The organism is Methylobacterium sp. GXF4 (assembly GCF_000272495.1).
GTDB lineage: Bacteria > Pseudomonadota > Alphaproteobacteria > Rhizobiales > Beijerinckiaceae > Methylobacterium > Methylobacterium brachiatum.
This window is the reverse complement of sequence record NZ_AKFK01000105.1, coordinates 1-23,564: the sequence shown is the minus strand read 5'-3', so window position 1 is coordinate 23,564 and position 23,564 is coordinate 1. Positions and strand designations below refer to the sequence as shown.

Here is a 23,564-nt window from a genome sequence, read left to right as displayed (position 1 = left end):
ACAGGGTGAGGGATGCGACCTTTCCCGATAGACCTGTCCCCTCACCCCAACCCTCTCCCGCACGGGAGAGGGGGCGCGTCGCGGCCTGCGCGGACCGGAGGGGGGAGGGCGGCTATCTACCGCGAAACGTCCGCCCCGAAATACGTCTGCGCGATCGCCGCGTAGCTGCCGTCGGCCTTGATCTCGGCGAGCGCCTTGTCGATCGCCGCCTTCAGGGCGGGGTTGTTCTTGCGCAGGAGGATGCCGGAGGCGTCGGCGTCATCCTTCTGGGCGACGATCTTCACGGGGGCGTTCGGCTGCTTCTTGTGGAAGTCGAGGAAGGATAGGTTGTCGTTGACGGTGGCGTCGGCACGGCCGGTGACGACCAGCTGGATCGACTGGTCGAACCCGTCGGTGCCGACCGGCTCGGCCCCGGCCTCGGTGGCCAGCCGGGCGAAGTTGCTGCTCAGGCTCTGCGCGGACTTCTTGCCCTTCAGGTCGGCGAAGGACTTGATCGTGCCGTTGTCGGCCCGGGTGATCAGCACGGCCCGGGAGCGGATATAGGGCTCGGAGAAGTCGAACTTCGCCTGGCGCTCCTTGGTGATGCTGACCTGGTTGATCACCACGTCGTAGCGCTTGGCATCGAGCCCGGCGATCAGGCCGTCCCACTTGCCCTCGACGAACTGGGGCGTGACGCCGAGCTTCTCGGCGACCTTGCGGCCGATCTCCACGTCGAACCCGGCCAGCGCCCCGGAGGCGTCGTGGAAGCTGAACGGCGCGTAGGTCCCCTCGGTGCCGATCCGCAGGGTCTTGGCGGCCCGGATCGCGTCGAGGTCGTCGGCCCGCGCGGACGCGCCCATGAGAAGCGCCGCGGCGGCGAAGACGGCCACGCGGGCGGCGGAGACAAGACGCATCACGGGGAACTCCAGGGCTGGATGATCGGGTGCTTCGGGGCCGGCCCGTCACCGCCGGCGTCAGGCCTGAACTCCTATACCAAGCGGCCCCGGCGGCGCCTACGCCGCGCCGGGGCGGGGTTTCGCCCGGGAGCAGGGTCTTTCCGGAGGCGCCGGATTTCGGGCCGATCCGTTCTCTGCATCGGCCCGCGCGGTTTCCGGCCCGGACGTGCCCGAACACGGGCCGCCGGCGCCGCAAGGCTCTGAGCGGGCCGGCCTTTCCGCCCCCCGGACCCGCCGTGCGGCCCCGGGATGGCGGAGCGGGGACCGAGCGTCGATCGGGCCCTCAAGCTGTGGATGGGGGAGAAAATTTTCCGAGGTTGCGGCGGGCCGGCGCCACGTCGAGCCGCTTCGCCGCCCACAAGGCCGGAACCCGCGAGATCTTCCATATCCTGTCGGGACGCCTGGAGATCCACACGACCCGGGAAGTCATCACCCTGGAGGGCGGCGACACGGCGACGATCCGGGTCGATGTCGCGCACGGGTTCGTGAATGTCGGCTCCGTGGTGAGCAAGCTCATCCGGCTGATCCTGTCGGCGTAAGGCTTGCGGCACCCGAGCCGGCGCCGCGCAAACACATCGCGGCTTTTGTCGAGCCCGCGCCGGGACGGGCGTTGATCTCGGATGATCCTTCGGCACAGTGCCGGCGTGTCGCCGTTCCGGGGTGGCCGCGCGGCCCCGGAGCGGCCCGGACCGGTCTCTTCCTGTGAGCCGGGGCGCGCGGCCCGCCCCGGCGGAGGATCGCGCATGAGCTCGCCCGCCCAGCCCTACCGGGGCGTCTTCCCGGTCGCCCCCACGGTGTTCGACGCCTCGGGCGCCCTCGATCTCGACGGGCAGCGCCGGGCGATCGACTTCATGATCGAGGCCGGCAGCCACGGCATCTGCATCCTGGCGAACTTTTCCGAGCAGTTCGTCCTCACCGACGCCGAGCGCGAGACCGTGATGGACGCCGTGCTAGACCACGTCGCCGGCCGGGTGCCGGTGATCGTGACGACCACCCACTTCGCCACGCAGGTCTGCGCCGAGCGCTCGCGCCGGGCTGAAGCAGCCGGCGCCGCCATGGTGATGGTCATGCCGCCCTATCACGGCGCCACGATCCGGGTGCCGGAACTCGGCATCTACGATTTCTTCCGCGGCGTCTCGGACGCGATCTCGATCCCGATCATGATCCAGGACGCGCCGGTGGCGGGCACGCCGCTCTCGGCCGCGTTCCTGGCCCGCATGGCCCGGGAGATCGAGAACGTCTCCTACTTCAAGATCGAGACCCCCGGGGCGGCGGGCAAGCTGCGCGAGCTGATCGCGCTCGGCGGCGATGCGGTTATCGGCCCCTGGGACGGCGAGGAGGCGATCACCCTGATGGCCGATCTCGATGCCGGCGCCACCGGGGCGATGACCGGCGGCGCCTATCCGGACGGCATCCGCCAGATCACCGACGCCTACGCGGCCGGCCGCCGGAACGACGCGCTCGACGCCTACGCGCGCTGGCTGCCGCTGATCAACCACGAGAACCGGCAATGCGGGCTCTTGGCCTGCAAGGCGCTGATGGCCGAGGGCGGCATCATCGCCCACGAGACCGTCCGCCTGCCGCTCCAGCCGCTCCATCCCGATACGCGCTCGGCGCTGATCGAGCTCGCCCGGCGCAACGATGCGCTGGTGCTGCGCTGGGGGCGGTGAGGGGTATCGGGCGCGTGGCGGTCTGACAGACGCCCGGCTTTCCCTCACTGTGAGGCTCACATCGGGGTCCAGAAGGCGCGACGGACTCCCTCTCCCGTGCGGGAGAGGGTTGGGGTGAGGGATCAGGTCTTTCCGGACAGGGCGCATCCCTCACCCTGTCCCTCTCCCGCACGGGAGAGGGGACCCGCGCGTCATCCGGCAATGTGGGGACCCTACTCTTGCGCCAAAGCTGAAACCGCAGGCCCCCGGATCAGTTCGCCCGCCCGGACGAACCCGTCCCCAACACCCCCGACAACCGCCGCACCGCCTCCCGCGCCAGCTCCGGGCTGATGGCGAAGCAGATGCGGATCAGGCCTTCGCCCGCGGGACCGAAGGCGGTGCCCGGGGCGACGCCGACCTTGGCGTCGCGCAGCAGGCGGTAGGCGAGGTCGAGGCTCGGCTCGTCTCCGGCGATCCGGGGCATGAGGTAGAAGGCGCCGTCCGGCGGCGCCACCGTCACGCCGGGCAGGCGGGCCAGCCCCTCCACCAAGATCGCCCGGGCCTCGGCGCAGCGGTCGACCATCGTGCGGATGAAGCCGTCGCCCTCGTCGAGGGCCGCGATGCAGGCGTGCTGGATGAAGGTCGGGATCGAGGTGGTGCTGTACTGGCCGAGCTTGGCGAAGGTCGGCGCCAGGCCCCGGGGGAAGATCACCCAGCCGGCGCGCCAGCCGGTCATCGCCCAGTTCTTCGAAAAGGTGTTGGTGACGATCAGGCGGTCGTCCTCCGTGCAGATCTGCAGGAAGGACGGGGCGATCTGGTTGCCGTAGGTGAAGTGCGCGTAGACCTCGTCGGAGAGGATCCACAGGCCGCGCGCCCGGGCGAGGTCGCGCAGCGCCGTCATCTCGGCGAGCGGCATGGTCCAGCCGGTCGGGTTCGACGGCGAGTTGACCATGATCACCCGGGTGCGCGGCGTCAGGGCCGCCTCGATGTCGGAGAGCGGCAGCGTGAAGCGCCCGTCGGGCTGGATCCGGTAGGGCACCGTCACCGGCACGCCGCCGGTGATGCGGACCGCCTCGGCGAGGTTCGGCCAGGCCGGGGCGGGGATGAGGATCTCGTCGCCCGGCTCCAGCAGCGCCTGCGCGGCCTGCATGATCGCGTTCATGCCCCCGGCCGTGACGGCGAACCGATCCGCCGGGACGTCCACGCCCCAGTGCCGGGCGTGATAGGCGCCGAGCGCCGCCCGCAGGGCCGGCAGGCCGAGCGAGGTGGTGTAGCGGGTATGCCCGGCCTGCATCGCCCGGTGCGCCGCCTCGACGATGAAGGGCGGCGTCGGCAGGTCGCCCTCGCCGATCCAGAGCTTGACCACGTCCGGATCGTCCCGGCCGCGATCCGCCACCAGGCCGATCTGGCTCGTGCCGATGCCGCGGATGCGCTCCGAGAGGAGGGCGGCGAGGTCGACGGGCGCGTCGAGGGCGGCAGCGGCAACGGGTTCGGCCATGGGCGACGGGTCTCGTGGTGTCCGGGGAACGGCGCGCCGCGCGGCGCGGCGGCAAGCGGGCGGGCGCCATGCCTGCAAGGTCCCGGCCGTTCGGGGAATCGGCGCGAGCCTGCCGTGTCCGGCCGCGCGCGTCCAGGCCCAGGCCAGCCCCGGCACAGGTTCAGTGAGTTTCGGCTTTTCAGAAATTTCTGAAATTGATATACGTCAAGGCACAGATCCCGAGCCGGAGATTCGTCGTGCTCGACACCCTCGACCCCCTGATCCTCGCCCGCATCCAGTTCGGCTTCACGGTGGCGTTCCACATCGTGTTCCCGGCCTTCTCGATCGGGCTGGCGAGCTTCCTCGCCGTGCTGGAGGGCCTGTGGCTCGCCACCGGCCGGCAGGTCTTCATGGACCTGTTCAAGTACTGGCTGAAGATCTTCGCCATCGCCTTCGCCATGGGCGTGGTCTCCGGCCTGGTGATGTCCTACCAGTTCGGCACCAACTGGTCGGTCTTCTCCGACAAGACCGGCCCGGTCCTCGGCCCGATGATGGCCTACGAGGTGCTCTCGGCCTTCTTCCTGGAGGCCGGCTTCCTCGGGGTCATGCTGTTCGGGATGAGCAAGGTCGGGCCGCGCCTGCACTTCGCCGCGACCCTGATGGTGGCGTTCGGGACCTTCTTCTCGGCCTTCTGGATCCTGTCGGTGAATTCCTGGATGCAGACGCCAACGGGCTACGGCACCAACGCCGCGGGCCAGTTCGTGCCGCTGGACTGGTGGGCGATCGTGTTCAACCCGTCCTTCCCGTACCGCCTCGTCCACATGGTGCTGGCGGCCTACCTGACCACGGCGCTCGTGGTCGGCGCGGTCGGCGCCTGGCACCTGCTGCGCGACCGGGCCAACCCGGCGGCGCGGACCATGTTCTCGATGGCGATGTGGATGGCCGCCCTGGTGGCGCCGGTCCAGATCCTCGCGGGCGACGCCCACGGGCTCAACACCCTCGAGCACCAGCCCGCCAAGGTCATGGCCATGGAGGGCCATTTCCAGAGCCACCCGGACGGGGCGCCCCTGGTCCTGTTCGGCCTGCCCGACCAGGAGGCCGGCACGATCCGCTACGCGGTGGAGATCCCGAAGCTGTCCTCGCTCGTGCTCAAGCACAGCTTCGACGCGCCGCTCGCCGGCCTCGACAGCCTGCCGCGCACGGACTGGCCGCCGGTGCCGATCGTGTTCTGGTCGTTCCGCGTCATGGTCGGGCTCGGCATGCTGATGCTGCTGCTCGGGACCCTGAGCCTGCTCGCGCGCTGGCGCGGGGCGCTCTACCGGTGGAGCCCGCTGCACCGCTTCGCCGTCGCCATGGGGCCGGCCGGGTTCGTGGCGGTGCTGGCCGGCTGGATCACCACCGAGGTCGGGCGCCAGCCCTACACGGTCTACGGCCTGCTGCGGACCGCGCAATCGGCCTCGCCGCTCCACGGCCCGGCGGTGGCCGCCTCGCTCACCGCCTTCGTGGTGATCTACTTCTCGGTGTTTGCCATGGGGGTGTTCTACATCCTGCGCCTGATGGCCCAGCCGCCCCATGCCGGCGAGACCGGGATCGAGCCCGGCGCGCCGATCCGCACCGCCGGCATCACCCCCGCCCCGTCGGTCGATCCCGACCGCGCCCTCCAGCCGGCCGAGTGAGGCAGCCATGCTCTACAGCGTCGATCTCACCGTGATCTGGGCCTTCGTGATCGCCTTCGCGGTCTTCGCCTACATCGTCATGGACGGTTTCGATCTCGGCATCGGCATCCTGTTCCCGGCCCTGCGGCCGGGGCCGGAGCGCGACACCGCGATGAACTCGGTCGCCCCGGTCTGGGACGGCAACGAGACCTGGCTGGTTCTGGGCGGCGGCGGCCTGTTCGCGGCCTTCCCGCTGGCCTACGCGGTGATCCTGCCGGCGCTCTACGCGCCGATCATCGCCATGCTGCTCGGGCTGATTTTTCGCGGCGTCGCGTTCGAGTTCCGCTGGCGCGATCCCCGCCACCGGGCGGCCTGGGACGTCGCCTTCACGGGCGGCTCGGTGGTGGCGGCGCTCGCCCAGGGGATCGCGCTCGGCGCGCTCCTGCAGGGCATCGCGGTCGAGGGCCGGGCCTATGCCGGCGGCTGGTGGGACTGGCTGACGCCGTTCAGCCTGCTGGTCGGCGCGAGCCTCGTGGTCGCCTACGCGCTGCTCGGGGCGACCTGGCTGGTGATGCGTACCGAAGGGCTGCTCCAGCTCCAGGCCCGCCGGCTGGCGCAGCGCCTGACGCTCGCCACGGTGGCGGCGATCGCGCTGGTCAGCGCCGCGACGCCGTTCCTGCAGGGGCGCTACTTCGAACGCTGGCTGGCGATGCCGAACGTGCTGGTCTCGGCGCAGGTGCCGCTGCTGGTGGCGCTCGCCGCCTACGCCCTGTGGCGGACCCTGCGGGACGGGGGCGAGCGGGCGCCGTTCCTGATCGCGCTCGGCCTGTTCGCCCTGTCGTTCCTGGGGCTCGGGATCAGCATCTTCCCCGACGTGGTGCCGGGCCGGATCACGATCTGGCAGGCCGCGGCCCCCGAGGCGAGCCAGATCTTCATGCTGGTCGGCGCCGCGATCCTGGTCCCGATCATCCTGATCTACACCGCGTATTCCTACTGGGTGTTCCGCGGCAAAGTCGACGCGCACGGGTATCACTGATGGCGCCTGCAACCCCGCTCCCCCTGTGGAAACGGCTCGCCTGGTTCGCCGCGATCTGGGCCGGGAGCATCCTCGGCCTCGGCGCCGTGGCGACGCTCCTCCGGTTCTGGCTCAAGAGCTGATAAGCCGGCAACGCCCCCCGCTTTCCCGGGGGCCCAAACCGTTCGACGGATCGCCGCCGTGCACCTGCCTCCCCTGATCCAGACCTTCGTGCTGCATTTCGGCGAGATGGGCTCGCGCTGGGGCATCAACCGGACCGTGGGGCAGATCTACGCCCTGCTGTTCGTGGCCGAGCGGCCGCTCAACGCCGACGAGATCGTCGAGCGGCTGGGCGTCTCGCGCTCCAATGTCAGCATGGGGCTCAAGGAGCTGCAGGCCTGGAACCTCGTGCGGCTCCAGCACATGCCCGGGGATCGGCGGGACTATTTCGCCACCCCGGAGGACATCTGGCAGATCGTCCGCACCCTGGTCGAGGAGCGCAAGAAGCGCGAGATCGACCCGACCCTGACCCTGCTGCGCGAGCTGCTCATGGTCGAGGCCGGAACCGAGGCGGAGCGCCACGCCCAGGCCCGGCTGCGGGAGATGCACGACCTGTTCGAGCTGTTCGCCGGCTGGTACGCCGACGTGCGCCGGCTCGACACCGAGCGCCTGGTCCAGCTCCTCACCCTCGGCTCGAAGGTCCAGAAGGTGCTGGCGATGAAGGACCACCTGACCGGCCTGCCCGGCCGCCTCGTGCGGCGGACCGACAAGGGGGAGTGAGGAGCCGGGATATCCGCGGGGCGGGTCGCACCCGCCGGCTCACGCGCTGAGCGCGCGCCGGTAGATCGCGATCAGCGATTGCGCCGCGTTCTCGATATGGCGGCGCAGGAGGTCGGCGGCCTTGTCGATCTTTCCGGCCTCGCACAGGGCCAGGATCTCCCGGTGCTCCCGGTCGGCGCGGGCGACGTCCCCGGAGGCCGAGAGCTGGAGCCGGGTCGGGCGGTCGCAATCCTGCAGCAGGCCGGCGACGATGCTCAGCGACCGCGGGCGCTCGGCGTGCTGCAGCAGATCGAGGTGGAAACGCCGGTTCAGCTCGCCCCAGCGCAGGATCTCGCCGGCCGCCAGGGCGGCGCTGTAATCCTCGGTGAGGCCGTGCAGCGCCTCGAAATCCGCCTGCGACAGGCGCCGCGCCGAGAGGGCCAGCAATTCCGGCTCGAGCTGGACCCGGAGGGTGAAGATGTCCTCCACCTCCTCCACCGACAGGCCCGAGACCACGGCGCCGCGATGCGGCATGATCTTGATCAGGCCGGTGGCCTCGAGCTGCAGCAGGGCCTCCCGGATCGGGATCCGGCTGATCCCGAACTCCTCCGCCAGCGCGTCCTGGCGCAGCTGGGTGCCGGCTGGGAACTCGCCGGTCAGGATCCGCTGCCGCAGCGACTCGGCGACGGCGGCAGCCACGGTCTTGTGGACGAGCCGGTCGGGCGCGGGTCGAAGGTGTGCCGCAGGGGACATCAGGGCCTCAGGGACAGGATCGGATCGCCCGGCACCGGAAGCCGCGCGTGCAATCGCAAGGCCAATGCCTGAATCGCGGGCGGGCTCGGGGAACAGGCCGAACCGCGCTCCGCAGGGCCCGCATGGCCGGCCTCATCGGGCGGCTGCGAACACGCGCAACGGCGGGCCGGCCTTCGAGACGGTCCCGTCGTCGGTCGCATGCGCACCGGCCCGGATAGAGCGCCCACACACAACCTGAGGGGCGCCGGGACCGGGCATAGATGGGCCGCTGACAGACGTCGAAACCCTCAAGGACACAAGGGTACCTAAGCTTTATCGACCACGCCAGATACGATCATGCAAGTCAAGAATATTTGTATAAAATCATCCACAGGGTAAGTTTTGTACGATTCCGACATTCACGCCCCGGGCCGGGCCGCCATCCGGCTCGGCTGGTGCGGTGCCGTCCCGGCCCAGGGTGCCTGGGCGAGCCTCTGCCCGAGATAGCCGATCAGCGCCGTGATCCGGGCCGGCCGCGGGTCGCCGGGGGGCGTCACGAGGTGGAGCGCGATCGGCGGCGGCGACCAGCCGGGCAGGACCCGCTCGAGGCGCCCGGTTTCCAGATCGTCCCAGATCATGAAATCGGGCTGCAGGGCGAGGCCGAGGCCGGCCCGGAGCGCCGGCGCCAGCGCCTCGGCGTTGTTCGCGCGCAGCGGCCCGCCCGGCACGATCACGGCCTCCGCACCCGAGTCGTCGATGAACCGCCAGCGGTCGGGGGTCGGCAGGTAGGCGTAGCCCAGGCAGGCGTGGCGGGCGAGGTCGTCCGGATGCACGGGCCGTCCGTGCCGGTCGAGATAGGCGGGCGTCGCCACCAGCGAGCGCCGGATCGCGCAGAGCCGCCGGGCGCGCAAGGAGGAATCGGGCAGGGCCGCGATCCGCAGCCCGATATCGAAGCCGCCGCCCACGAGGTCGACCACGGCGTCGGACAGGTGCAGGTCCACCGAGACGGCCGGGTGCTGCCGCAGGAAATCCGGCAGGAGCGGCGCGACATGCATCACCCCGAAGGTCATCGGCGCGGCCAGGCGCACGAGGCCGCGCGGCTCGGCGGCGCCCGCGATGGCCAGCGCCTCCGCGGCCTCGCCCTCCGCCAGGATCCGGGCGGCGCTGGCCTTGGCGGCGTGGCCGGCCTCCGTCAGGGCGAGCTTGCGCGAGGTGCGGTTGAACAGCCGCGCGCCGATCCGCGCCTCCAGCCGGCCGACCGCCTTCGAGACGGTGCCCTTCGACAGGCCCAGATCCTCCGCGGCCCGGCCGAAGGAGCCGACCTCCACCACCTTGGCGAAGACCGCCCAGGCCTCGAAATCGGGGAGCCGCATGAGTCGCATTCCAGAAACGATGGGTTTCCATCGTTTCTATTTTAAGGCGCCTTCGCAAGGGCCAGATTGCCGTCATCGCAAACGCCCCGCGCAACGCAGGGCGGCTTCTCGGGAGATAGCGTCATGGTGCAGTCCGGCCTCCACCACGTCACGGCCTTTTCCGGCCCGGCCCTCCGCAACCTCGACTTCCACACCCGCGTGCTCGGCCAGCGGCTGGTGAAGAAGACCGTCAACTTCGACGATCCGGGCACCTACCACCTGTATTACGGCGACGCGGCCGGGCAGCCCGGCACGATCCTGACCTTCTTCCCGATCGCGCATGCGGCCCCCGGCCGGGTCGGGATCGGCGAGACCCAGGAGACCGCGTTCCGGGTGCCCCGCGGCTCGATCGGCTGGTGGACCCACCGGCTGATCGAGAAGGGCGTCGCCCACGAGCCGCTGGTCCAGGTGTTCGGTGCGCCGACCCTGCGGTTCCGCGACCCGGACGGGATGATGCTGGCGCTCGTCGGCGTCGACGGCGCCGAGGCGGAGGCCGCCTGGGCCTCGGCCGAGGTTCCGGCCGAGCACGCGATCCGCGGCCTGCACGGGGTCACGCTCCTCCTGGAGCGGGCCGAGGCCACGGCCGCGATCCTCACGGAGGTGCTGGGCCTGCGCGAGGAGGCCCGCGAGGGCAACCTGATCCGGTTCGCCGGCAGCGCGGCGCTTGGCAGCTTCGTGACCCTCCGGGCGGTCGGCGGCTTCCTGCCCGGCCGTCAGGGGGCGGGCTCGGTCCACCACATCGCGTTCCGGGCGGCGGACGATGCCGCGCAGGCCGCGATGGCGGACAAGCTCGCCGGGCTCGGCCTCCAGGTCACCGAGCAGCGGGACCGCCAGTATTTCCGGTCGGTCTACTTCCGCGAGCCCGGCGGCGTGCTGTTCGAGATCGCCACCGACGCCCCCGGCTTCGCCGTGGACGAGCCGATGGATGCCCTCGGCACCGCCCTGAAGCTGCCCGCCGGGCTGGAGCCGCACCGAGCCCAGATCGAGGCGGTGCTGCCGAAGGTCGCCTGAACCAGATCTCCGCCCCGGACGAACGGGGCGGAGGTGCGAGGATACTCATCAGCGAGGTCGCCATGACCCAAGACGTCCGCACGCCCAATGCCCCCGGCCTGATCCATCACTTCGAGCCCGGCGCCACCGAGGCGCGGCCGCTGCTGCTCCTGCACGGGACCGGCGGCAACGAGCACGATCTCCTGCCGCTCGGCCGGATCGTGGCCCCGGGCGCCGCCCTGCTGTCGCCCCGTGGGGCGGTATCCGAGAACGGCATGCCGCGCTTCTTCCGGCGGCTGGCCGAGGGGGTGTTCGACGAGGCCGACCTGCGCCGCCGCACCGCGGATCTCGCGGCCTTCGTGGCGGCGGCGCGGGCGCGCTACGGCCTTGCCGCGCCGCTGGCCCTCGGCTTCTCGAACGGCGCCAACATCGCCGCCGCGCTGCTGATGCTGCACCCGGAGGTGCTGGCGGGCGCGGTGCTGATCCGGCCGATGGTGCCGCTGGCCGAGCCGCCCGCCGCCGACCTCGCGGGCAAGCCGGTGCTGATGCTCTCCGGGGCGATGGACCCGATCGTCCCGGCCGAGAATGCCGGCCGGCTGGCCCGGCAGCTCACAGCCGCCGGCGCGGCGGTCGAACACCGGATCCTGCCGGTCGGCCACGGCCTGTCGCAGGCCGATGTCAGCCTCGCGGCCGACTGGGTCCGCGGCCTCGCCCAGCCGGGCGCGGCCTGATCCTCGCAAGGTATCCCACGTTGAACCGGAGTATTGCCATGGCCGCCCCGATCGCCTCCGCCACTGCCCTGCTGCCGGTGACCGGCCGGGTCCTGATGAGCGCGCTGTTCCTGGTGAGCGGAATCGGCAAGCTCGCCGCCCCGGCTGCGACGCTCGCCACAATCCGGTCCGCCGGCCTGCCGCTGCCGGAGGTGTCGTTCGCGGCCGCCGCCCTGGTGGAGGTCCTGGGCGGCCTGCTGCTGATTACCGGCTACCGGACCCGGCTCGTCGCCCTGGCGCTTGCGGGATTCGCGGTGGCCACCGCCCTGACCTTCCACACGGCCCTGGCGGACCCGAACCAGATGTTCCACTTCCTCAAGAACCTTGCCGTGGCGGGCGGCTTGCTTCAGGTCGCGGCCTTCGGGGCCGGCCCGGTCAGCCTCGACGCCCGTCGGGGCCGGGCCTGACCGGGCGTCGTCACACAGGGAACCGGGATGACCACAACCGACCAGCCGCTCGCCCTCGGGATCATCGGCGCCGGCATCATGGGCGAGCGCCTGATCGGCGTGCTCCACGGCGCGTCGGATTCGCCGGTCCGGGTCGTCGCCCTGTGGGACCCGTCCCCGGAGGCTCTGGCCCGGGTCGGCGCCGCCTTCCCGGCGGTGCCGCAGGTTGCCGATTCCGACGCCGTCGTGGCGGCCAGCGCCTGCGTCTACGTCGCCTCGCCGCCGGCCTCGCATCTCGGCTACGCCCGGGCGGCGCTGGCCGCCGGCCGGACCGTCTTCTGTGAGAAGCCCCTGGCGATCGACCTTGCCGACGCCCGCGCCTTCGTGGCCGAGGCCGGGGCGGCCGGGGCGGTGAACTTCCCGTTCGCCTCCTCGCCCGGCGTCGCGGCGCTGGAGCGCTGGATCGCCGAGGGCGCCGTCGGGACGCCCCGCCGGCTCAGCATCGCGGTGGCCTTCGCCCGCTGGCCGCGCCCCTGGCAGGCCGACGCGGCGCGCTGGCTCGACGCCCGGGCCGAGGGCGGCTTCACCCGCGAGGTCGTCTCGCATTTCCTGTTCCTCGCCCGCCGCCTGTGCGGGCCGCTGGACGGGCTCGCCGGCACGGTCGCCTTCCCGGAGGCCGGTCGCTCCGAGCGGGCGATCGACGTGACGCTGAGGGCCGGCGGCATTCCCGTGACCCTGACCGGCCGGGTCGGCGGCGTCGCCGAGGACGACCACAACACCTGGACGCTGGAGGGCGATGCCGGCGCCATCCGCCTGCGCGACTGGGCCATCGCCGAGCGCCGCGGCCTGGACGGGACCTTCACCCCGGCTCCCAATGCGCTCCCCAACGCAGAGGTGCGCCCGATCGCGCTGCGCCGCCAGCTCGCGGGCGTCGTCCGCATGACGCGCGGCGAGCCCCACCACCTCGCCACCCTCGCCGAAGCGCTCGCCGTGCAGGAGGCGGTGGAGGGGATTCTGGCGCTGTGAGGTTTCGGGTGCCGCCGCCTCGATATCCCCGGAGGGGCGGCATGTTCCCCACTCCGCCCCCCGTTGGCGGATGAGGGCGGCAGCCCGTCATGCGCGCCTCTCCCTTCCCCCCTCGCGGGCTACGAGGTTCATATATCTCCGCTGAGCACCGCCGCCGGCGAAGCGGCGCGACGTGCCCCCTCTCCCGTGCGGGAGAGGGGACCTGCGCCCCGTCCCGGCGCCGGGTCTCCGAAAATCTGTGTAGCCAGTAGCCCGTAAAGGAGGAGGCGCGTGGCCTGTACGGACCGGGTATCCTACGCCGTCACCGATTTGCGGCGTGCAAGGACGGCGATAGCCCCCCGCTCCGGGCCCGGATCAGCTCCCCAGCAGCTCGACCAGGAACGGGATCAGCGGCGCGTCGGCCGGGGGCATGGCGAGGTCGCGCAGGGCCTTGGGGCGGACCCATTTGAGCGCTTGGCCCTCCATCGGGCGCGGCGTGCCCGACCAGCGCCGGCAGACGTAGAGCGGCATCAGCAGGTGGAAATCCGGATAGGCGTGGCTCGCGAAGGTCAGCGGCGCCAGGCACGGTTCCTCGACCCGGATGCCGAGCTCCTCGGACAGCTCCCGGATCAGGGTCTCCTCCGGGCGCTCGCCGGCCTCGACCTTGCCGCCGGGAAATTCCCACAGGCCGGCGAGCTGCTTGCCCGCCGGGCGCTCGCTCACCAGAACGCGGCCGTCGACATCGACCAGCGCCACCGCGACCACCAGCAACAGGCGCAGCGGCTGGCTCACGGCGCCACCGCGAAGCTGGCCGAGACCTCGGAGGAGAGCTGGATCGTGCCGGCCTCGATCGGGACGCGCCGGCCCTTGGCGGCCATCGGGGCCGCCAGCGCTCGGCTGTAGACCGGCGGCGGCGGGACCGCGGCGCCTGGGTTGCCCAGGGTGCAGAGGGGCCCGAGCTTGGCACCCACCGCCTCGGCCAGGGCCTCGGCCCGGCTCCGGGCATCCCGGGCGGCCGCGACCTGGAGCGCCGATTCGGCGGTGTCGGGATCGCGCAGGCCGAAGCTGACCCCGTCGATCCGGTTCGCGCCCGAATCGAGCGCCTGGCGCAGCAGGTCGCCCAGGCGGTCCATGTCGGCCAGCCGGACCGTCACGCGGTTGCCGGCCCGGTAGCCGTCGGGCTCCTCGGTGACCGCGCCGCCCGGCCGGGTCACGCTGCGCGAGCCGGCCTGGAGCGTCACCGCGGCGGTGCCGATATCGGCCGGCGGCACGCCGAGCGCCCGCGCCTGCGCCGAGATCCCGGCCACGGCCTTCGAGGCGGCGTCGAGGGCGGCGGCCGGGGTCGCGCCCCGGGCCTCGATCCCGACGGTGATTTCGGCGAAGTCGGGCGCCCGCGCCTCGGCGGCGCGCCCGACGACGCTGATACGCCGTTTGCAGTCCGCATCGTCGGCCTGCGCCCCGGCGGGTAGCAGCGCCAGCAGGAGCAGTCCGGCGAGACCGGCCCTCACGAGCGGTAATCCCCGTTGATCTCGATGTAGGCCTTGGTCAGGTCGCAGGTCCAGACGCGGGCTTTCCCCTCGCCCAGCCCGAGATCGACCCGGATCTCGATCTCCGGCTCGCGCATCACCGCGCTGGCGGCGTCCTCGCTGTAATCCGGATCGCGGGCGCCCTGGACGGCCACGCGCACGTCGCCGAACCAGATCGCCAGGCGGTCCCGGTCGGCGGGCTCGCCGGCCTTGCCCACCGCCATCACCACCCGGCCCCAATTGGCGTCCTCGCCGGCCACCGCGGTCTTCACCAGCGGCGAGTTGGCGATCGATAGGGCGATCCTGTGGGCGGAGGCGTCGCTCTCGGCGCCGGTGACCCGCACGGTGACGAACTTGCGCGCGCCTTCGCCGTCCTTGGCGACGAGCTGGGCCAGCTCGATCAGCAGGCTGTCGAGCGCGTCCCGGAAGCCGGCGAGCCGCGGGTCGGCGGCGTCGGCGATCTCGGCATTGCCGGCCTTGGCGGTGGAAAACAGCAGCAGGGTGTCGGAGGTCGAGGTGTCGCCGTCCACCGTCACGCAGTTGAAGCTGGTCTTGGTGCCGGCCGCGAGCAGGGCCTGGAGCGCCGCCTGGGGCAGGGCGGCGTCGGTGAACACGAAGGCCAGCATCGTCGCCATGTCGGGGGCGATCATGCCGGCGCCCTTGGCGATGCCGTTGATGGTGACGCGCACGCCGTCGATCTCGGCGGTGCGGGTCGCGAGCTTGGGGAAGGTGTCGGTGGTCATGATCGCCCGGGCGGCCTCGGCCCAGGCGGCCGGCCCGTCCGTGGCCCGGGCGGCGCAATCGGCCAGCACGCCCTCGAATCGCTCGGCCGGCAGCGGCTCGCCGATCACGCCGGTGGAGGCGACGTAGACCTCCCGGTCGCTGCAGCCGGCGGCCTGCGCGGCGATCTGCACGGTCTTGGCGACGGCCTCCCGGCCGAGCCGGCCCGTGAAGGCGTTGGCGTTGCCCGAATTGACCACCACGGCCCGGGCTGCGCCGTGCGACAGGGCCTCGCGGCACCAATCCACCGGCGCCGAGGGACATTTCGAGCGGGTGAACACCCCGGCCGCCCGGGTGCCGGGGGCGAGATCGACGTAGAGCACGTCGGTGCGGCCGCTGTAGCGGATGCCGGCCTGGGCGGTGGCGATCCGCACGCCCGGCAGCGGCGGCAGATCCGGCACCGTAGCGGGCGCCAGCGGAGAGACGGGAGGGGATTTCGCGGACGACATCGGCTCAAGCTCCGGCAGCGCGCGGGGCCTCCCGCGGCGGCCCGGTGTTGCCCGCGCGACCCCGGCGCCGTCAACCGCAAGCCTACGCTATGACCACGCTTCGGGCTGCATGCGCTTTGGGCAACAGCGGCGCGGAATGCGGCGCCTTCGCGGCCAAAGGCCTGCGCACGAAGGCTTGCGCGCGACTGAGTTCCCGGCTTAGCATGATGCATCGCAAAGCCAGAGCGAGGTCGAGTGCGGACGATGCCCACAACCGACGTCGAGACGGCCTCCGGCAGGCTGCCCCAGGGCGTTTGTTACCGGATCCAGGTGCTGGTCGTCGGCCGCCACAAGCGCTGGCGCGACGAGATTTCCGCCGAGATCCGGATGCTGGGCTACCAGGTGACCGCCTGCGACCGGGGCGTCGACGCCATGACGGTCCTGGCCCTCGGGCTGCCCGTGGACGTGATGGTGGTGGACGCGGCGCTGCAGGGCGGCCTGTGTTGCGCGCAGCTCGCGGTCGAGGCGCGGGCTCTGCGCCCGGGCCTGCGCATCGTCCTCTCCAGCGATCCGGTCGACCCGCCTGAGCAGGACGCCTCGGTGCTGGTTCCGGACGCGCTGTTCATCCAGCGCGAGCAGTTCCAGGACGGGATGGTCGCCAGCCTGATGCGCGAGGCCCTGGCGAATCGCGTGGCCTGACGCGCGTCGTCGCGCGCACATCCTCGTCGCCACGTCTGCCCCCGGCCCGTCGCCCGCCCGACAGACGCGCGCCGAATCGGTCGTGCGGGCTTAGCCTGGAATCTCCCAACCGGGCTTCCCGGGCCGAAATCCGGGCCTCGGAGCATCGGTCCGAATGCCCGCGGCCGGACGGCGCTTCGGGTCTCCGACAAGCGGCTGTCCGCGCAGGGCATCGGGATCCCAGGAGATGATAGACTCTTGGTTGTTGGTCCGAGGAGTCCTGTTGGCTCGGCATCGTCCGCGGAAACTTGATCTCAGCGGGTATAAAATAGGATTGTCATAAAAATTCCTCGAATATGATCGTGAATTCAAAGGTGTCGACCGAGCTCTGAATTGGCCGGGCGGATTGCCCCCATCCGACCGCCGCGAATCTTTACTCTTGCGTCCTGCGCGCGACTGTAAGGTAAAGTCCAATATTAAAACAATAACAACTTTGAAAATACCTGAGGTTGAGGTGCGAATGCTGACACAATAGTGTCATCGATCCGACTTTTATCGGCGTCGTGCCCGATGCGGGCATGCTCTTTGGAAAGTCGTCCACCCGTGAAGTTGGGAATTCGCCACCGGCTCTATGCCGGCTTCGCCATGCTCGTGCTGATTGCCGGCGGCATCGGTGCGTATTCGCTCTATCAACAGAGCTTCATCACCGACCAATACGAGATGCGCGCTCGGTTCGACGTCGGCGTACGGTCGATTCTCACGATCAACAGCCTCGCGGCCCGCCTGACCGGCGCCGCAGAGCATTACCGCCTCGCCCCGAGCGCCGAGCAGATCACCGCGATGGAGCAGTCGCGGCGCGCCATCGAGGAGACGAGCGAGATGCATTTCGCCCGGGCCATGCATACCGAGCGCCGCCCGCTCTACGGGCAGATGCGCGACGATGCCCGCGCCCTGAAGCCGGGGCTGGAGCGGCTCGCGACGGCCGGCCTGCGCGTGAACGAGACCCGGACGAACATGTTCAAGGCCGGTGACGCGCTCGCGCGCGCCTTGGACGCGCTGGTCGTCGCGGTTCGCGAGCGCACGAGCGCCGCGATGTCCGATCGCGTTCAGAAGATCGAGAACACCATCCTGCGGGCCCGGCTCGAGGCCGCGCGCTTCACCATGCGGCTTTCGGCCGAGGATCGGGCCGGGTTCCTGGCGGCGGTCGAGCAGGCGCGCGGCGCCCTGAAGGCCTTCGGCGCGGTGGAGGGCGGCGCGATCGTCGCGCCGGAGATCAAGGCGGTCGCCGAGGGGCTGGACGCCTATGCGGCGACCTTGACGGCCTGGGACGGCGCGATGAGCGTCGCCAATGACGCGTTCGAGACGGGCATCAAGCCGTTCGCGGCGTCGATCGAACGGGTCGGCGAGACCGCGCGCGACAAGATCTTCGTCGCCGTGAACGAGCTCACCGAGGCGACCACCGCGTCGGTGGAGAACGCCCGGCGCATCCAGATCGGCCTGATCACCCTGGCGGTGGTGCTCGGCGGCGCGCTGGCCTTCCTGATCGCCCGCAGCATCATCCGGCCGATCGTCGGCATGACCAACGCGATGAAGCGCCTGGCCGAGGGCGACACCAACGTGGCGGTGCCGCAGCCGAAGGTGCGTGACGAGATGCGCGAGATGGCCAAGGCGGTGGACGTGTTCCGCCAGAACGCCATCGCCCGGGCCGAGCTGGAGGCCGCCCAGGCCGCCGAGCAGGCCGCCCGGCTCAGCCGGGTCGAGCGGGTCGACCAATTGGTCAGGGCCTTCCAGCAGAACGTCGCGGCCTCGCTCGAGGTGGTCACCGGGGCCGCCACGGAGCTCGACGCCACGGCGCGCTCGATGACCCAGGTCGCCGACGACACCAACAATCAGGCGGTGGCCTCCAGCGCCGCCGCCGAGCAGGCCTCGACCAACGTCCAGACCGTGGCGGCGGCCGCCGAGGAGATGGTCGCGTCGCTGCAGGAGATCGAGCGGCAGGTGATCCGCTCCAACGAGGTCGCGGGTGCCGCCGCCCATGAGGCGCAGGCGACCAACGCCGCCATGGCCAGCCTGCGGGTGGCCGCCGAGCAGATCGGCGCCGCGGTGACGATGATCTCCGGGATCGCCGGGCAGACCAACCTGCTTGCGCTCAACGCGACCATCGAGGCGGCGCGCGCCGGCGACGCGGGGCGCGGTTTCGCCGTGGTGGCGGCCGAGGTGAAGGAGCTCGCCGGCCAGACGGCCCGCGCCACGGAGGAGATCGGCGGCCAGATCGCCGCGATCCAGTCCGCCACGGGCCAGGCCGCGGACGCGATCGAGCAGATCGCCCGCACCATCGCGGCGGTGAACGAGATCAGCGGGGCGATCGCCTCGACGGTGGTGCAGCAGACCGCGGCGACCAGCGAGATCTCGCGCAATGCCGGCGAGGCGGCCCGGGGCACCCGGGACGTGTCGGCCAACGTGGTCCAGGTCTTGGCCTCGTCCAGCGAGACCGGCAGCGCCGCGACCCAGGTGCTGCACGCGGCCTCCCAGCTGGCGACCCAGTCCCAGAAGGTCCGGCAGGAGGTCGATAGCTTCCTGCGGGACATCCAGGCCGCCTGAGGCGGGCGACGGCGCGCTCCGACGGAAACGCGCCGTTCCGGCCGGGTCTGTCCCGCCCTCGGCCTCATCCCGGGACGACCGGCGTTCGGGGGGGTGCCGGCACCCCGGACTTCGTGAACCGGTCAGACCTTGATCGCCTGTGCGGCACCCGAGCCTCTGGCCCGATCGAGGTCGGAAGGGCGACCGAGAGCCCGCGATCTGCCGGGGTGAGGGCGCGATGGGCGCCCCCGGCGGCTCTCTGCTCTCACGCCCGCCACAGCCGCAACCGCCCGTGATCCGGCCCGGTCGCCTCGCGGGCCAGGCCGTAATGCTCGGCCAGGCGCCCCAGGGCGATGCGGGCCACGACCTTGGCGGAGCGGGCCGGCCAGCGGCGCTCGGCCTCGATCCGCTCCAGGCCCTTGAGGAAGCCGCAGAGGTCGATCAGCAGGCCCGACAGGTCGCTGCCGACCGCGTCAAGGGCGCCGCGTACCCGCTGGCGGGCCGCGATCACCTGGTCGGCCGCGGCGGCCGGATCGCGGGCGCCGCCGCCATCGACCCGGGGCGCGCCGAGGTCGGACCCCATCCGGGGCAGCATCGCCGCCTTCGTCATGTCCCGGCGCAGCCGCTCGCCGGCCTCGAACGCGGCCGGATCGATCAGCGGCGTGCCGTCCGGGTTCCGGCGCCGGACCATCCAGGCCAGGGGATTTTCGGACGCGTTCCGGATGGCCGGCTCCGCGCCGCCGCCGTCGATCACGGTCAGATCCTGGTGCTGGGCGCGATAGGCCATCCCGTCCGGGGCCTGCCTGCGTCGCAGCCGCGCCTGCCCGGCCGGCCCGATCGTCAGCCGGGTGCCCGTGGGATCCCAGGCGGCGAGGTCGGCCTCGACCAGCGCCCGCCCGGCGGCCTGCGCGAAACGCCCGCTGCCCACCGAGACCCCGTCGCCGCCGCGCCGGACCAGCAGCCCGTCCTCGGTCAGCGGATCGGGCCGCGCGTAGGCCCCGGCCTCGCCGAGCCGCACCAGCAGGCGCGTGGCCTCCGCCGGCAGGGCGACCGGCTCCGGTGCGCCCCGCCTCGCCCCCGCCCTGGCCCGTCCGGCCCTCGAGTTTTTGTTCATGATTTGTTCCCACCATGGTACGCAGGCTCGACCGGCCGCGACCCTTGCAGGACACCCCCACGAAGTCAAGGACTTTTTGCCTAACAGAAGAATCAGGTCCGGCGCGGTCGAGTCGGTGGCTGGCGCAGGATCTCGGCGATCTCGTCCTCGGACTTGCCGCGGACCGGGTAGCCCAATTCTTCGAAGCGATCGATCAGGGCGGCGCTGTCGGTGGCGGACCGCGCGGCCCATTCGGAGAGAAGGGTGTTCATCCGCTCGAGATCTTTCGCAGGATCACCATCCCGCGGGTCGGGAAACGCGTTCATGCACAGCACCTCGGCGCCGGACGGGGTCTCGACCGCATCGCACAAACGAGCGATCAAAACCCAACGTCCGACATCGGTTCCGTATCCCTCGCCCGTATCCCCCGGTTGTGCCGAAGGTCTGGGCCGGTCCGGCTCAGGCGGCGTCGCGCAGCGCGTCGGTCCGGCCCAGCCCGATCGCCTTGGCGAGCTCGGAGCGGGTCTTGGCGTAATTCGGCGCGACCATCGGGTAGTCGGCGGGCAAATTCCACTTCGCGCGGTATTGCTCGGGGCTCATGTTGTACATCGCCCGGAGATGCCGCTTGAGCGACTTGAACTTCCGGCCGTCCTCCAGACAAACGATGTGATCCGGCGTCACCGACGCCTCAACCGGCACGGCCGGCTCCGACACCGTGACCGCATGGCTCTCGGCGACGCGCTTCAGGGCCGCGTAGACGTTGCCGAACAGCGGGCGGAGCTCGCTCACCGGAATGGAATTGTTACGCACATAGGCAGCCACGACCTCGGCCGTCGCGCCGACAAGATCTAAGGGTTTCCCGTTTTCGCTTATCATGATACCCCCGATGTATTGCGAGGCTCTGTATTCGCCAGCGCAATGACAGTTTCGTGCGTGTTTCTGATCACACGCCGGGACGTACGGGTACACGACGCGAACGTGCTGGCCCCAAGCCGCGCGTGCACCAATCGATCCCTTGTACCAAGGTACAACAAGAAGTTTTAGGCCACAAGATCGAATGAGATTACCAAGTTCTGTTCGATCCGTCCGATCCCGGACACTATTGGATCAGATTTTCCATCCAGAAGTAGATGCGCTCTTGCTTCGATCGAACTTAAAGTTGGCAGCGGCCGGCTCCGGCGTCGCGGCGGCTTGCGTCGCGGCCCCGGGCGCGACACATGCCAGGACCGGGCGCCCGGACCGGGCGGACAGGACCCGGCGGGAGATACGATGACGGAGATCGGGCGCGGCTTTGATGCTCACCGGACCGAAGCGCCGGTGGCCGAACCCCGGCCGCGGCGCTTCAGCGTCCACGGACGGGAGATCGTCGACGACTACGCGTGGTTGAAGGCGGAGAACTGGCAGGCGGTCCTCAAGGACCCGGCCGCACTCCCCGAGGACATCGCCGCCTACCTCAAGGCCGAGAACGCCTACGCGGAAGTCGCGCTCGCCAGCAGCGCCGACCTGCGCAAGGCGCTGGTCTCCGAGATGCGCGGCCGCATCCAGGAGGACGAGAGCGGCGTGCCCGATCCCGACGGGCCCTATGCCTATTACACCCGCCACCGCGAGGGCGGGCAGCACCCGCTGGTCTGCCGGCGGCCGTCCACGTCGCCGAACGTGCCGGAGTCAGGCCCCGACCCGGACGAGACGATCCTGATCGACGGCGACCGCGAGGGCGAGGGCCTGCCGTTCTTCGAGATCGCCGCCGCGGTCCATTCCGACGACCATCGGTTGCTCGCCTGGAGCGCCGACACCAAGGGCTCGGAACTCTACACGATCAAGGTCCGCGACCTCGCTACCGGCCTCGACCTCGAGGACCGGGTCGAGGCGACCTCCGGCGAGGCCGTCTGGGCCGCGGACGGGCACAGCTTCTGGTACGTGGCCCTCGACGCCAATCACCGACCCGCCAAGGTCATGCGCCACCGCCTCGGCACCGCGCAATCGGCCGACGAGACCCTCTACACCGAGCCGGATGCCGGCTACTTCGTCCATATCGGCCGCACTCAGTCCGGCGCCTTCCTGGACGTGACCGCGAGCGACCACGAGACCTCCGAAATCCGGCTCCTCGACCGGCACGCGCCCTCGGGCTCCTTGAGGCTGGTCCAGCCCCGCGAGCCGCTGCTGATCTACGACGTCGAGCATCGCGGCGACCGGCTCTACATCCGGACCAACGCGGACGGCGCCGAGGACTTCAAGATCGTCACCGCCCCCCTGGACGATCCCGGCCGGGCGAACTGGACCGACCTCGTGCCCCACCGGCCCGGGGTGATGATCCGCCACCTGCACCTGCTGGCCGGCCACCTGATCCGCCTCGAAGTCGAGAACGCCCGGCCGCGGATCATCGTGCGCGATCTCGCCGACGAGTCCGAGCACAGCGTCGCCTTCCCCGAGGAGGCCTACGCGCTGGGCCTGCGGGGCGGGCACGAATTCGACACGGCGACGATCCGCTTCGTCTACTCGTCCATGACAACCCCGTCCGAGACCTGGGATTACGCCTGCGACAGCCGCGACCGGACCCTGCGCAAGCGCCAGCACGTCCCGAGCGGGCATGATCCGGCCGCCTACGTCACCCGCCGGCTGTTCGCCACCGCGCCGGACGGCGAGCAGGTACCGATCTCGCTCCTGCACCGCCGGGACCTTGCGCTCGACGGCTCCGCGCCGCTCCTGCTCTACGGCTACGGCTCCTACGGGACGATGATGCCGGCGGGCTTCCGGACCAACCTGCTGAGCCTGGTCGATCGCGGCTTCGTCTACGCCATCGCGCATGTCCGCGGCGGCACCGAGAAGGGCTGGCGCTGGTATCTCGACGGCAAGCGCGAGAAGAAGCCCAACACCTTCACGGATTTCATCGCCTGCGGGCGGGCGCTGATCGCGGCCGGCTACACGGCGGAGAAGCGCATCGTCGCCCACGGGGGATCGGCCGGCGGCATGCTGATGGGCGCGGTCGCCAACCTGGCCCCGGAGCTGTTCGCCGGCATCGTCGCCGACGTGCCGTTCGTGGACGTGCTCAACACCATGCTGGACGCGGAACTGCCGCTCACCCCGCCGGAATGGCCCGAATGGGGCAATCCGGCCGAGAGCGTTGCGGCCTTCGAGACGATCCTGTCGTACTCGCCCTACGACAACGTCGCCGCCAAGGACTACCCGGCGATCCTCGCGCTCGGCGGCCTCACCGACCCGCGGGTGACCTACTGGGAGCCGGCGAAATGGGTCGCCCGCCTGCGCGCCACCATGACCGGCGGCGGCCCGATCCTCCTGCGCATCAACATGGAAGCCGGCCACGGCGGCGCCGCCGGCCGCTTCGACCGGCTGGAGGAGGTGGCGCTGATCTACGCCTTCGCGCTGATGGCGGTGGGGCGGGCGTAGGGAGCGTCGAGGGGCGGATAAGCGGTCGGCACCGGGGGCCTTGCGTCCCGTCTGATCGGCCCTTCCCACCCCCTTGCCTCATCCTGCGGTGCCCCGCAGCGGCCTCGAGCGAGCCCTCCAGGGATCGCGCGGTTGGCTGGAGGCTCCTTCGAGGCCTCCGCTGCGCTCCGGCGCCTCGGGATGGGGGCTACGATGTTCCCACATCGCTGCCGGACGAGAACCAAGGCCAACCCCAAGCGCGCCTCCCTCCCCCCTCTGCGGGGGAGGGTGGGCCGGCCGTCAGGCCGGG

General features: G+C 71.3%; 23 protein-coding genes. 13 read left to right on the top strand and 10 right to left on the bottom strand.

Annotation, left to right across the window (positions count from 1 at the left end; all coding sequences use genetic code 11):
- Positions 1-116: 116 nt before the first annotated feature.
- Entirely contained in the window at positions 117-893 is a 777-nt protein-coding gene (locus WYO_RS28000; protein WP_007569151.1) for an amino acid ABC transporter substrate-binding protein, read from the bottom strand.
- A 359-nt stretch (positions 894-1,252) separates the two neighbouring features.
- Between WYO_RS28000 and WYO_RS31860 the strand changes: the two genes are divergently transcribed.
- Together WYO_RS31860 and WYO_RS27990 are read left to right on the top strand one after the other, a co-directional pair.
- A complete protein-coding gene (locus tag WYO_RS31860; RefSeq protein ID WP_007569149.1) occupies positions 1,253-1,474 on the top strand; it encodes a cupin domain-containing protein in 222 nt (73 codons plus the stop codon).
- A gap of 204 nt (positions 1,475-1,678) precedes the next feature.
- On the top strand, positions 1,679-2,605 hold the full coding sequence (locus WYO_RS27990; protein WP_007569147.1) for a dihydrodipicolinate synthase family protein: 927 nt from the start codon (positions 1,679-1,681) through the stop codon (positions 2,603-2,605).
- A gap of 250 nt (positions 2,606-2,855) precedes the next feature.
- On the opposite strand, the gene WYO_RS27985 is transcribed toward WYO_RS27990, so the two are convergent.
- Positions 2,856-4,082: a pyridoxal phosphate-dependent aminotransferase gene (locus WYO_RS27985; RefSeq protein WP_007569145.1), complete on the bottom strand. Its 1,227-nt coding sequence runs from the start codon at positions 4,080-4,082 to the stop codon at positions 2,856-2,858.
- A 236-nt stretch (positions 4,083-4,318) separates the two neighbouring features.
- Between WYO_RS27985 and WYO_RS27980 the strand changes: the two genes are divergently transcribed.
- From WYO_RS27980 to WYO_RS27965, 4 genes are read left to right on the top strand one after another with little or no spacing between them, the layout of a single operon-like run.
- The gene (locus WYO_RS27980) at positions 4,319-5,737 is read left to right on the top strand and encodes a cytochrome ubiquinol oxidase subunit I (protein ID WP_007569143.1); all 1,419 of its coding nucleotides are present in this window, start codon (positions 4,319-4,321) and stop codon (positions 5,735-5,737) included.
- A gap of 7 nt (positions 5,738-5,744) precedes the next feature.
- Positions 5,745-6,752, top strand: a complete 1,008-nt coding sequence (gene cydB / locus WYO_RS27975; RefSeq protein WP_007569141.1) for a cytochrome d ubiquinol oxidase subunit II — start codon at positions 5,745-5,747, stop codon at positions 6,750-6,752.
- Complete coding sequence (locus WYO_RS27970; protein ID WP_007569138.1) at positions 6,752-6,874, top strand: DUF2474 family protein; 123 nt, start codon at positions 6,752-6,754, stop codon at positions 6,872-6,874. The genes cydB and WYO_RS27970 overlap by 1 nt, the downstream gene beginning before the upstream one ends.
- Before the next feature lie 58 nt (positions 6,875-6,932).
- Entirely contained in the window at positions 6,933-7,511 is a 579-nt protein-coding gene (locus WYO_RS27965; protein ID WP_007569136.1) for a GbsR/MarR family transcriptional regulator, read from the top strand.
- Positions 7,512-7,550: 39 nt separating this feature from the next.
- Here WYO_RS27965 and WYO_RS27960 read toward each other — a convergent pair whose 3' ends face one another.
- Together WYO_RS27960 and WYO_RS27955 are read right to left on the bottom strand one after the other, a co-directional pair.
- Positions 7,551-8,243 carry a GntR family transcriptional regulator gene (locus WYO_RS27960; protein ID WP_007569134.1) on the bottom strand — a complete coding sequence of 231 codons (693 nt, stop codon included), beginning with the start codon at positions 8,241-8,243 and terminating at the stop codon, positions 7,551-7,553.
- A gap of 398 nt (positions 8,244-8,641) precedes the next feature.
- Positions 8,642-9,595, bottom strand: coding sequence for a LysR family transcriptional regulator (locus WYO_RS27955; protein ID WP_007569133.1), 954 nt, complete (start codon positions 9,593-9,595; stop codon positions 8,642-8,644).
- A gap of 123 nt (positions 9,596-9,718) precedes the next feature.
- Between WYO_RS27955 and WYO_RS27950 the strand changes: the two genes are divergently transcribed.
- From WYO_RS27950 to WYO_RS27935, 4 genes are all read left to right on the top strand, one after another.
- A complete protein-coding gene (locus WYO_RS27950; RefSeq protein ID WP_007569131.1) occupies positions 9,719-10,645 on the top strand; it encodes a ring-cleaving dioxygenase in 927 nt (308 codons plus the stop codon).
- Between the two features lie 62 nt (positions 10,646-10,707).
- Entirely contained in the window at positions 10,708-11,355 is a 648-nt protein-coding gene (locus WYO_RS27945) for an alpha/beta hydrolase (protein ID WP_007569129.1), read from the top strand.
- 38 nt (positions 11,356-11,393) lie between these two features.
- Positions 11,394-11,801 carry a DoxX family protein gene (locus WYO_RS27940; protein ID WP_007569127.1) on the top strand — a complete coding sequence of 136 codons (408 nt, stop codon included), beginning with the start codon at positions 11,394-11,396 and terminating at the stop codon, positions 11,799-11,801.
- 27 nt (positions 11,802-11,828) lie between these two features.
- Positions 11,829-12,806, top strand: coding sequence for a Gfo/Idh/MocA family oxidoreductase (locus tag WYO_RS27935; protein ID WP_007569125.1), 978 nt, complete (start codon positions 11,829-11,831; stop codon positions 12,804-12,806).
- Positions 12,807-13,160: 354 nt separating this feature from the next.
- Here WYO_RS27935 and WYO_RS27930 read toward each other — a convergent pair whose 3' ends face one another.
- The 3 genes from WYO_RS27930 to argJ are packed head-to-tail and all read right to left on the bottom strand — an operon-like array spanning position 13,161 to position 15,540.
- Positions 13,161-13,577: a (deoxy)nucleoside triphosphate pyrophosphohydrolase gene (locus tag WYO_RS27930; RefSeq protein WP_007569123.1), complete on the bottom strand. Its 417-nt coding sequence runs from the start codon at positions 13,575-13,577 to the stop codon at positions 13,161-13,163.
- A complete protein-coding gene (locus tag WYO_RS27925) occupies positions 13,574-14,293 on the bottom strand; it encodes an SIMPL domain-containing protein (RefSeq protein WP_007569120.1) in 720 nt (239 codons plus the stop codon). The genes WYO_RS27930 and WYO_RS27925 overlap by 4 nt, the downstream gene beginning before the upstream one ends.
- The gene (argJ, locus tag WYO_RS27920; protein WP_007569118.1) at positions 14,290-15,540 is read right to left on the bottom strand and encodes a bifunctional glutamate N-acetyltransferase/amino-acid acetyltransferase ArgJ; all 1,251 of its coding nucleotides are present in this window, start codon (positions 15,538-15,540) and stop codon (positions 14,290-14,292) included. The genes WYO_RS27925 and argJ overlap by 4 nt, the downstream gene beginning before the upstream one ends.
- 243 nt (positions 15,541-15,783) lie before the next feature.
- Here argJ and WYO_RS27915 point away from each other — a divergent pair, with 243 nt between their 5' ends.
- Positions 15,784-16,218, top strand: coding sequence for a hypothetical protein (locus WYO_RS27915; protein ID WP_007569116.1), 435 nt, complete (start codon positions 15,784-15,786; stop codon positions 16,216-16,218).
- 582 nt (positions 16,219-16,800) lie between these two features.
- Positions 16,801-18,798: a methyl-accepting chemotaxis protein gene (locus WYO_RS27910; RefSeq protein WP_039904565.1), complete on the top strand. Its 1,998-nt coding sequence runs from the start codon at positions 16,801-16,803 to the stop codon at positions 18,796-18,798.
- Between the two features lie 244 nt (positions 18,799-19,042).
- On the opposite strand, the gene WYO_RS27905 is transcribed toward WYO_RS27910, so the two are convergent.
- The 3 genes from WYO_RS27905 to WYO_RS27895 all read right to left on the bottom strand — a co-directional run bounded on the left by WYO_RS27905 (position 19,043) and on the right by WYO_RS27895 (position 20,746).
- Positions 19,043-19,891, bottom strand: a complete 849-nt coding sequence (locus tag WYO_RS27905; protein ID WP_007569112.1) for a DUF6456 domain-containing protein — start codon at positions 19,889-19,891, stop codon at positions 19,043-19,045.
- A 92-nt stretch (positions 19,892-19,983) separates the two neighbouring features.
- A complete protein-coding gene (locus WYO_RS27900; protein WP_307354840.1) occupies positions 19,984-20,142 on the bottom strand; it encodes a hypothetical protein in 159 nt (52 codons plus the stop codon).
- A gap of 187 nt (positions 20,143-20,329) precedes the next feature.
- Positions 20,330-20,746 carry a MucR family transcriptional regulator gene (locus WYO_RS27895; protein ID WP_007569108.1) on the bottom strand — a complete coding sequence of 139 codons (417 nt, stop codon included), beginning with the start codon at positions 20,744-20,746 and terminating at the stop codon, positions 20,330-20,332.
- Positions 20,747-21,139: 393 nt separating this feature from the next.
- On the opposite strand from WYO_RS27895, the gene WYO_RS27890 reads away from it, so the two are divergent.
- Complete coding sequence (locus WYO_RS27890; RefSeq protein WP_007569106.1) at positions 21,140-23,275, top strand: S9 family peptidase; 2,136 nt, start codon at positions 21,140-21,142, stop codon at positions 23,273-23,275.
- Positions 23,276-23,564 lie beyond the last annotated feature (289 nt).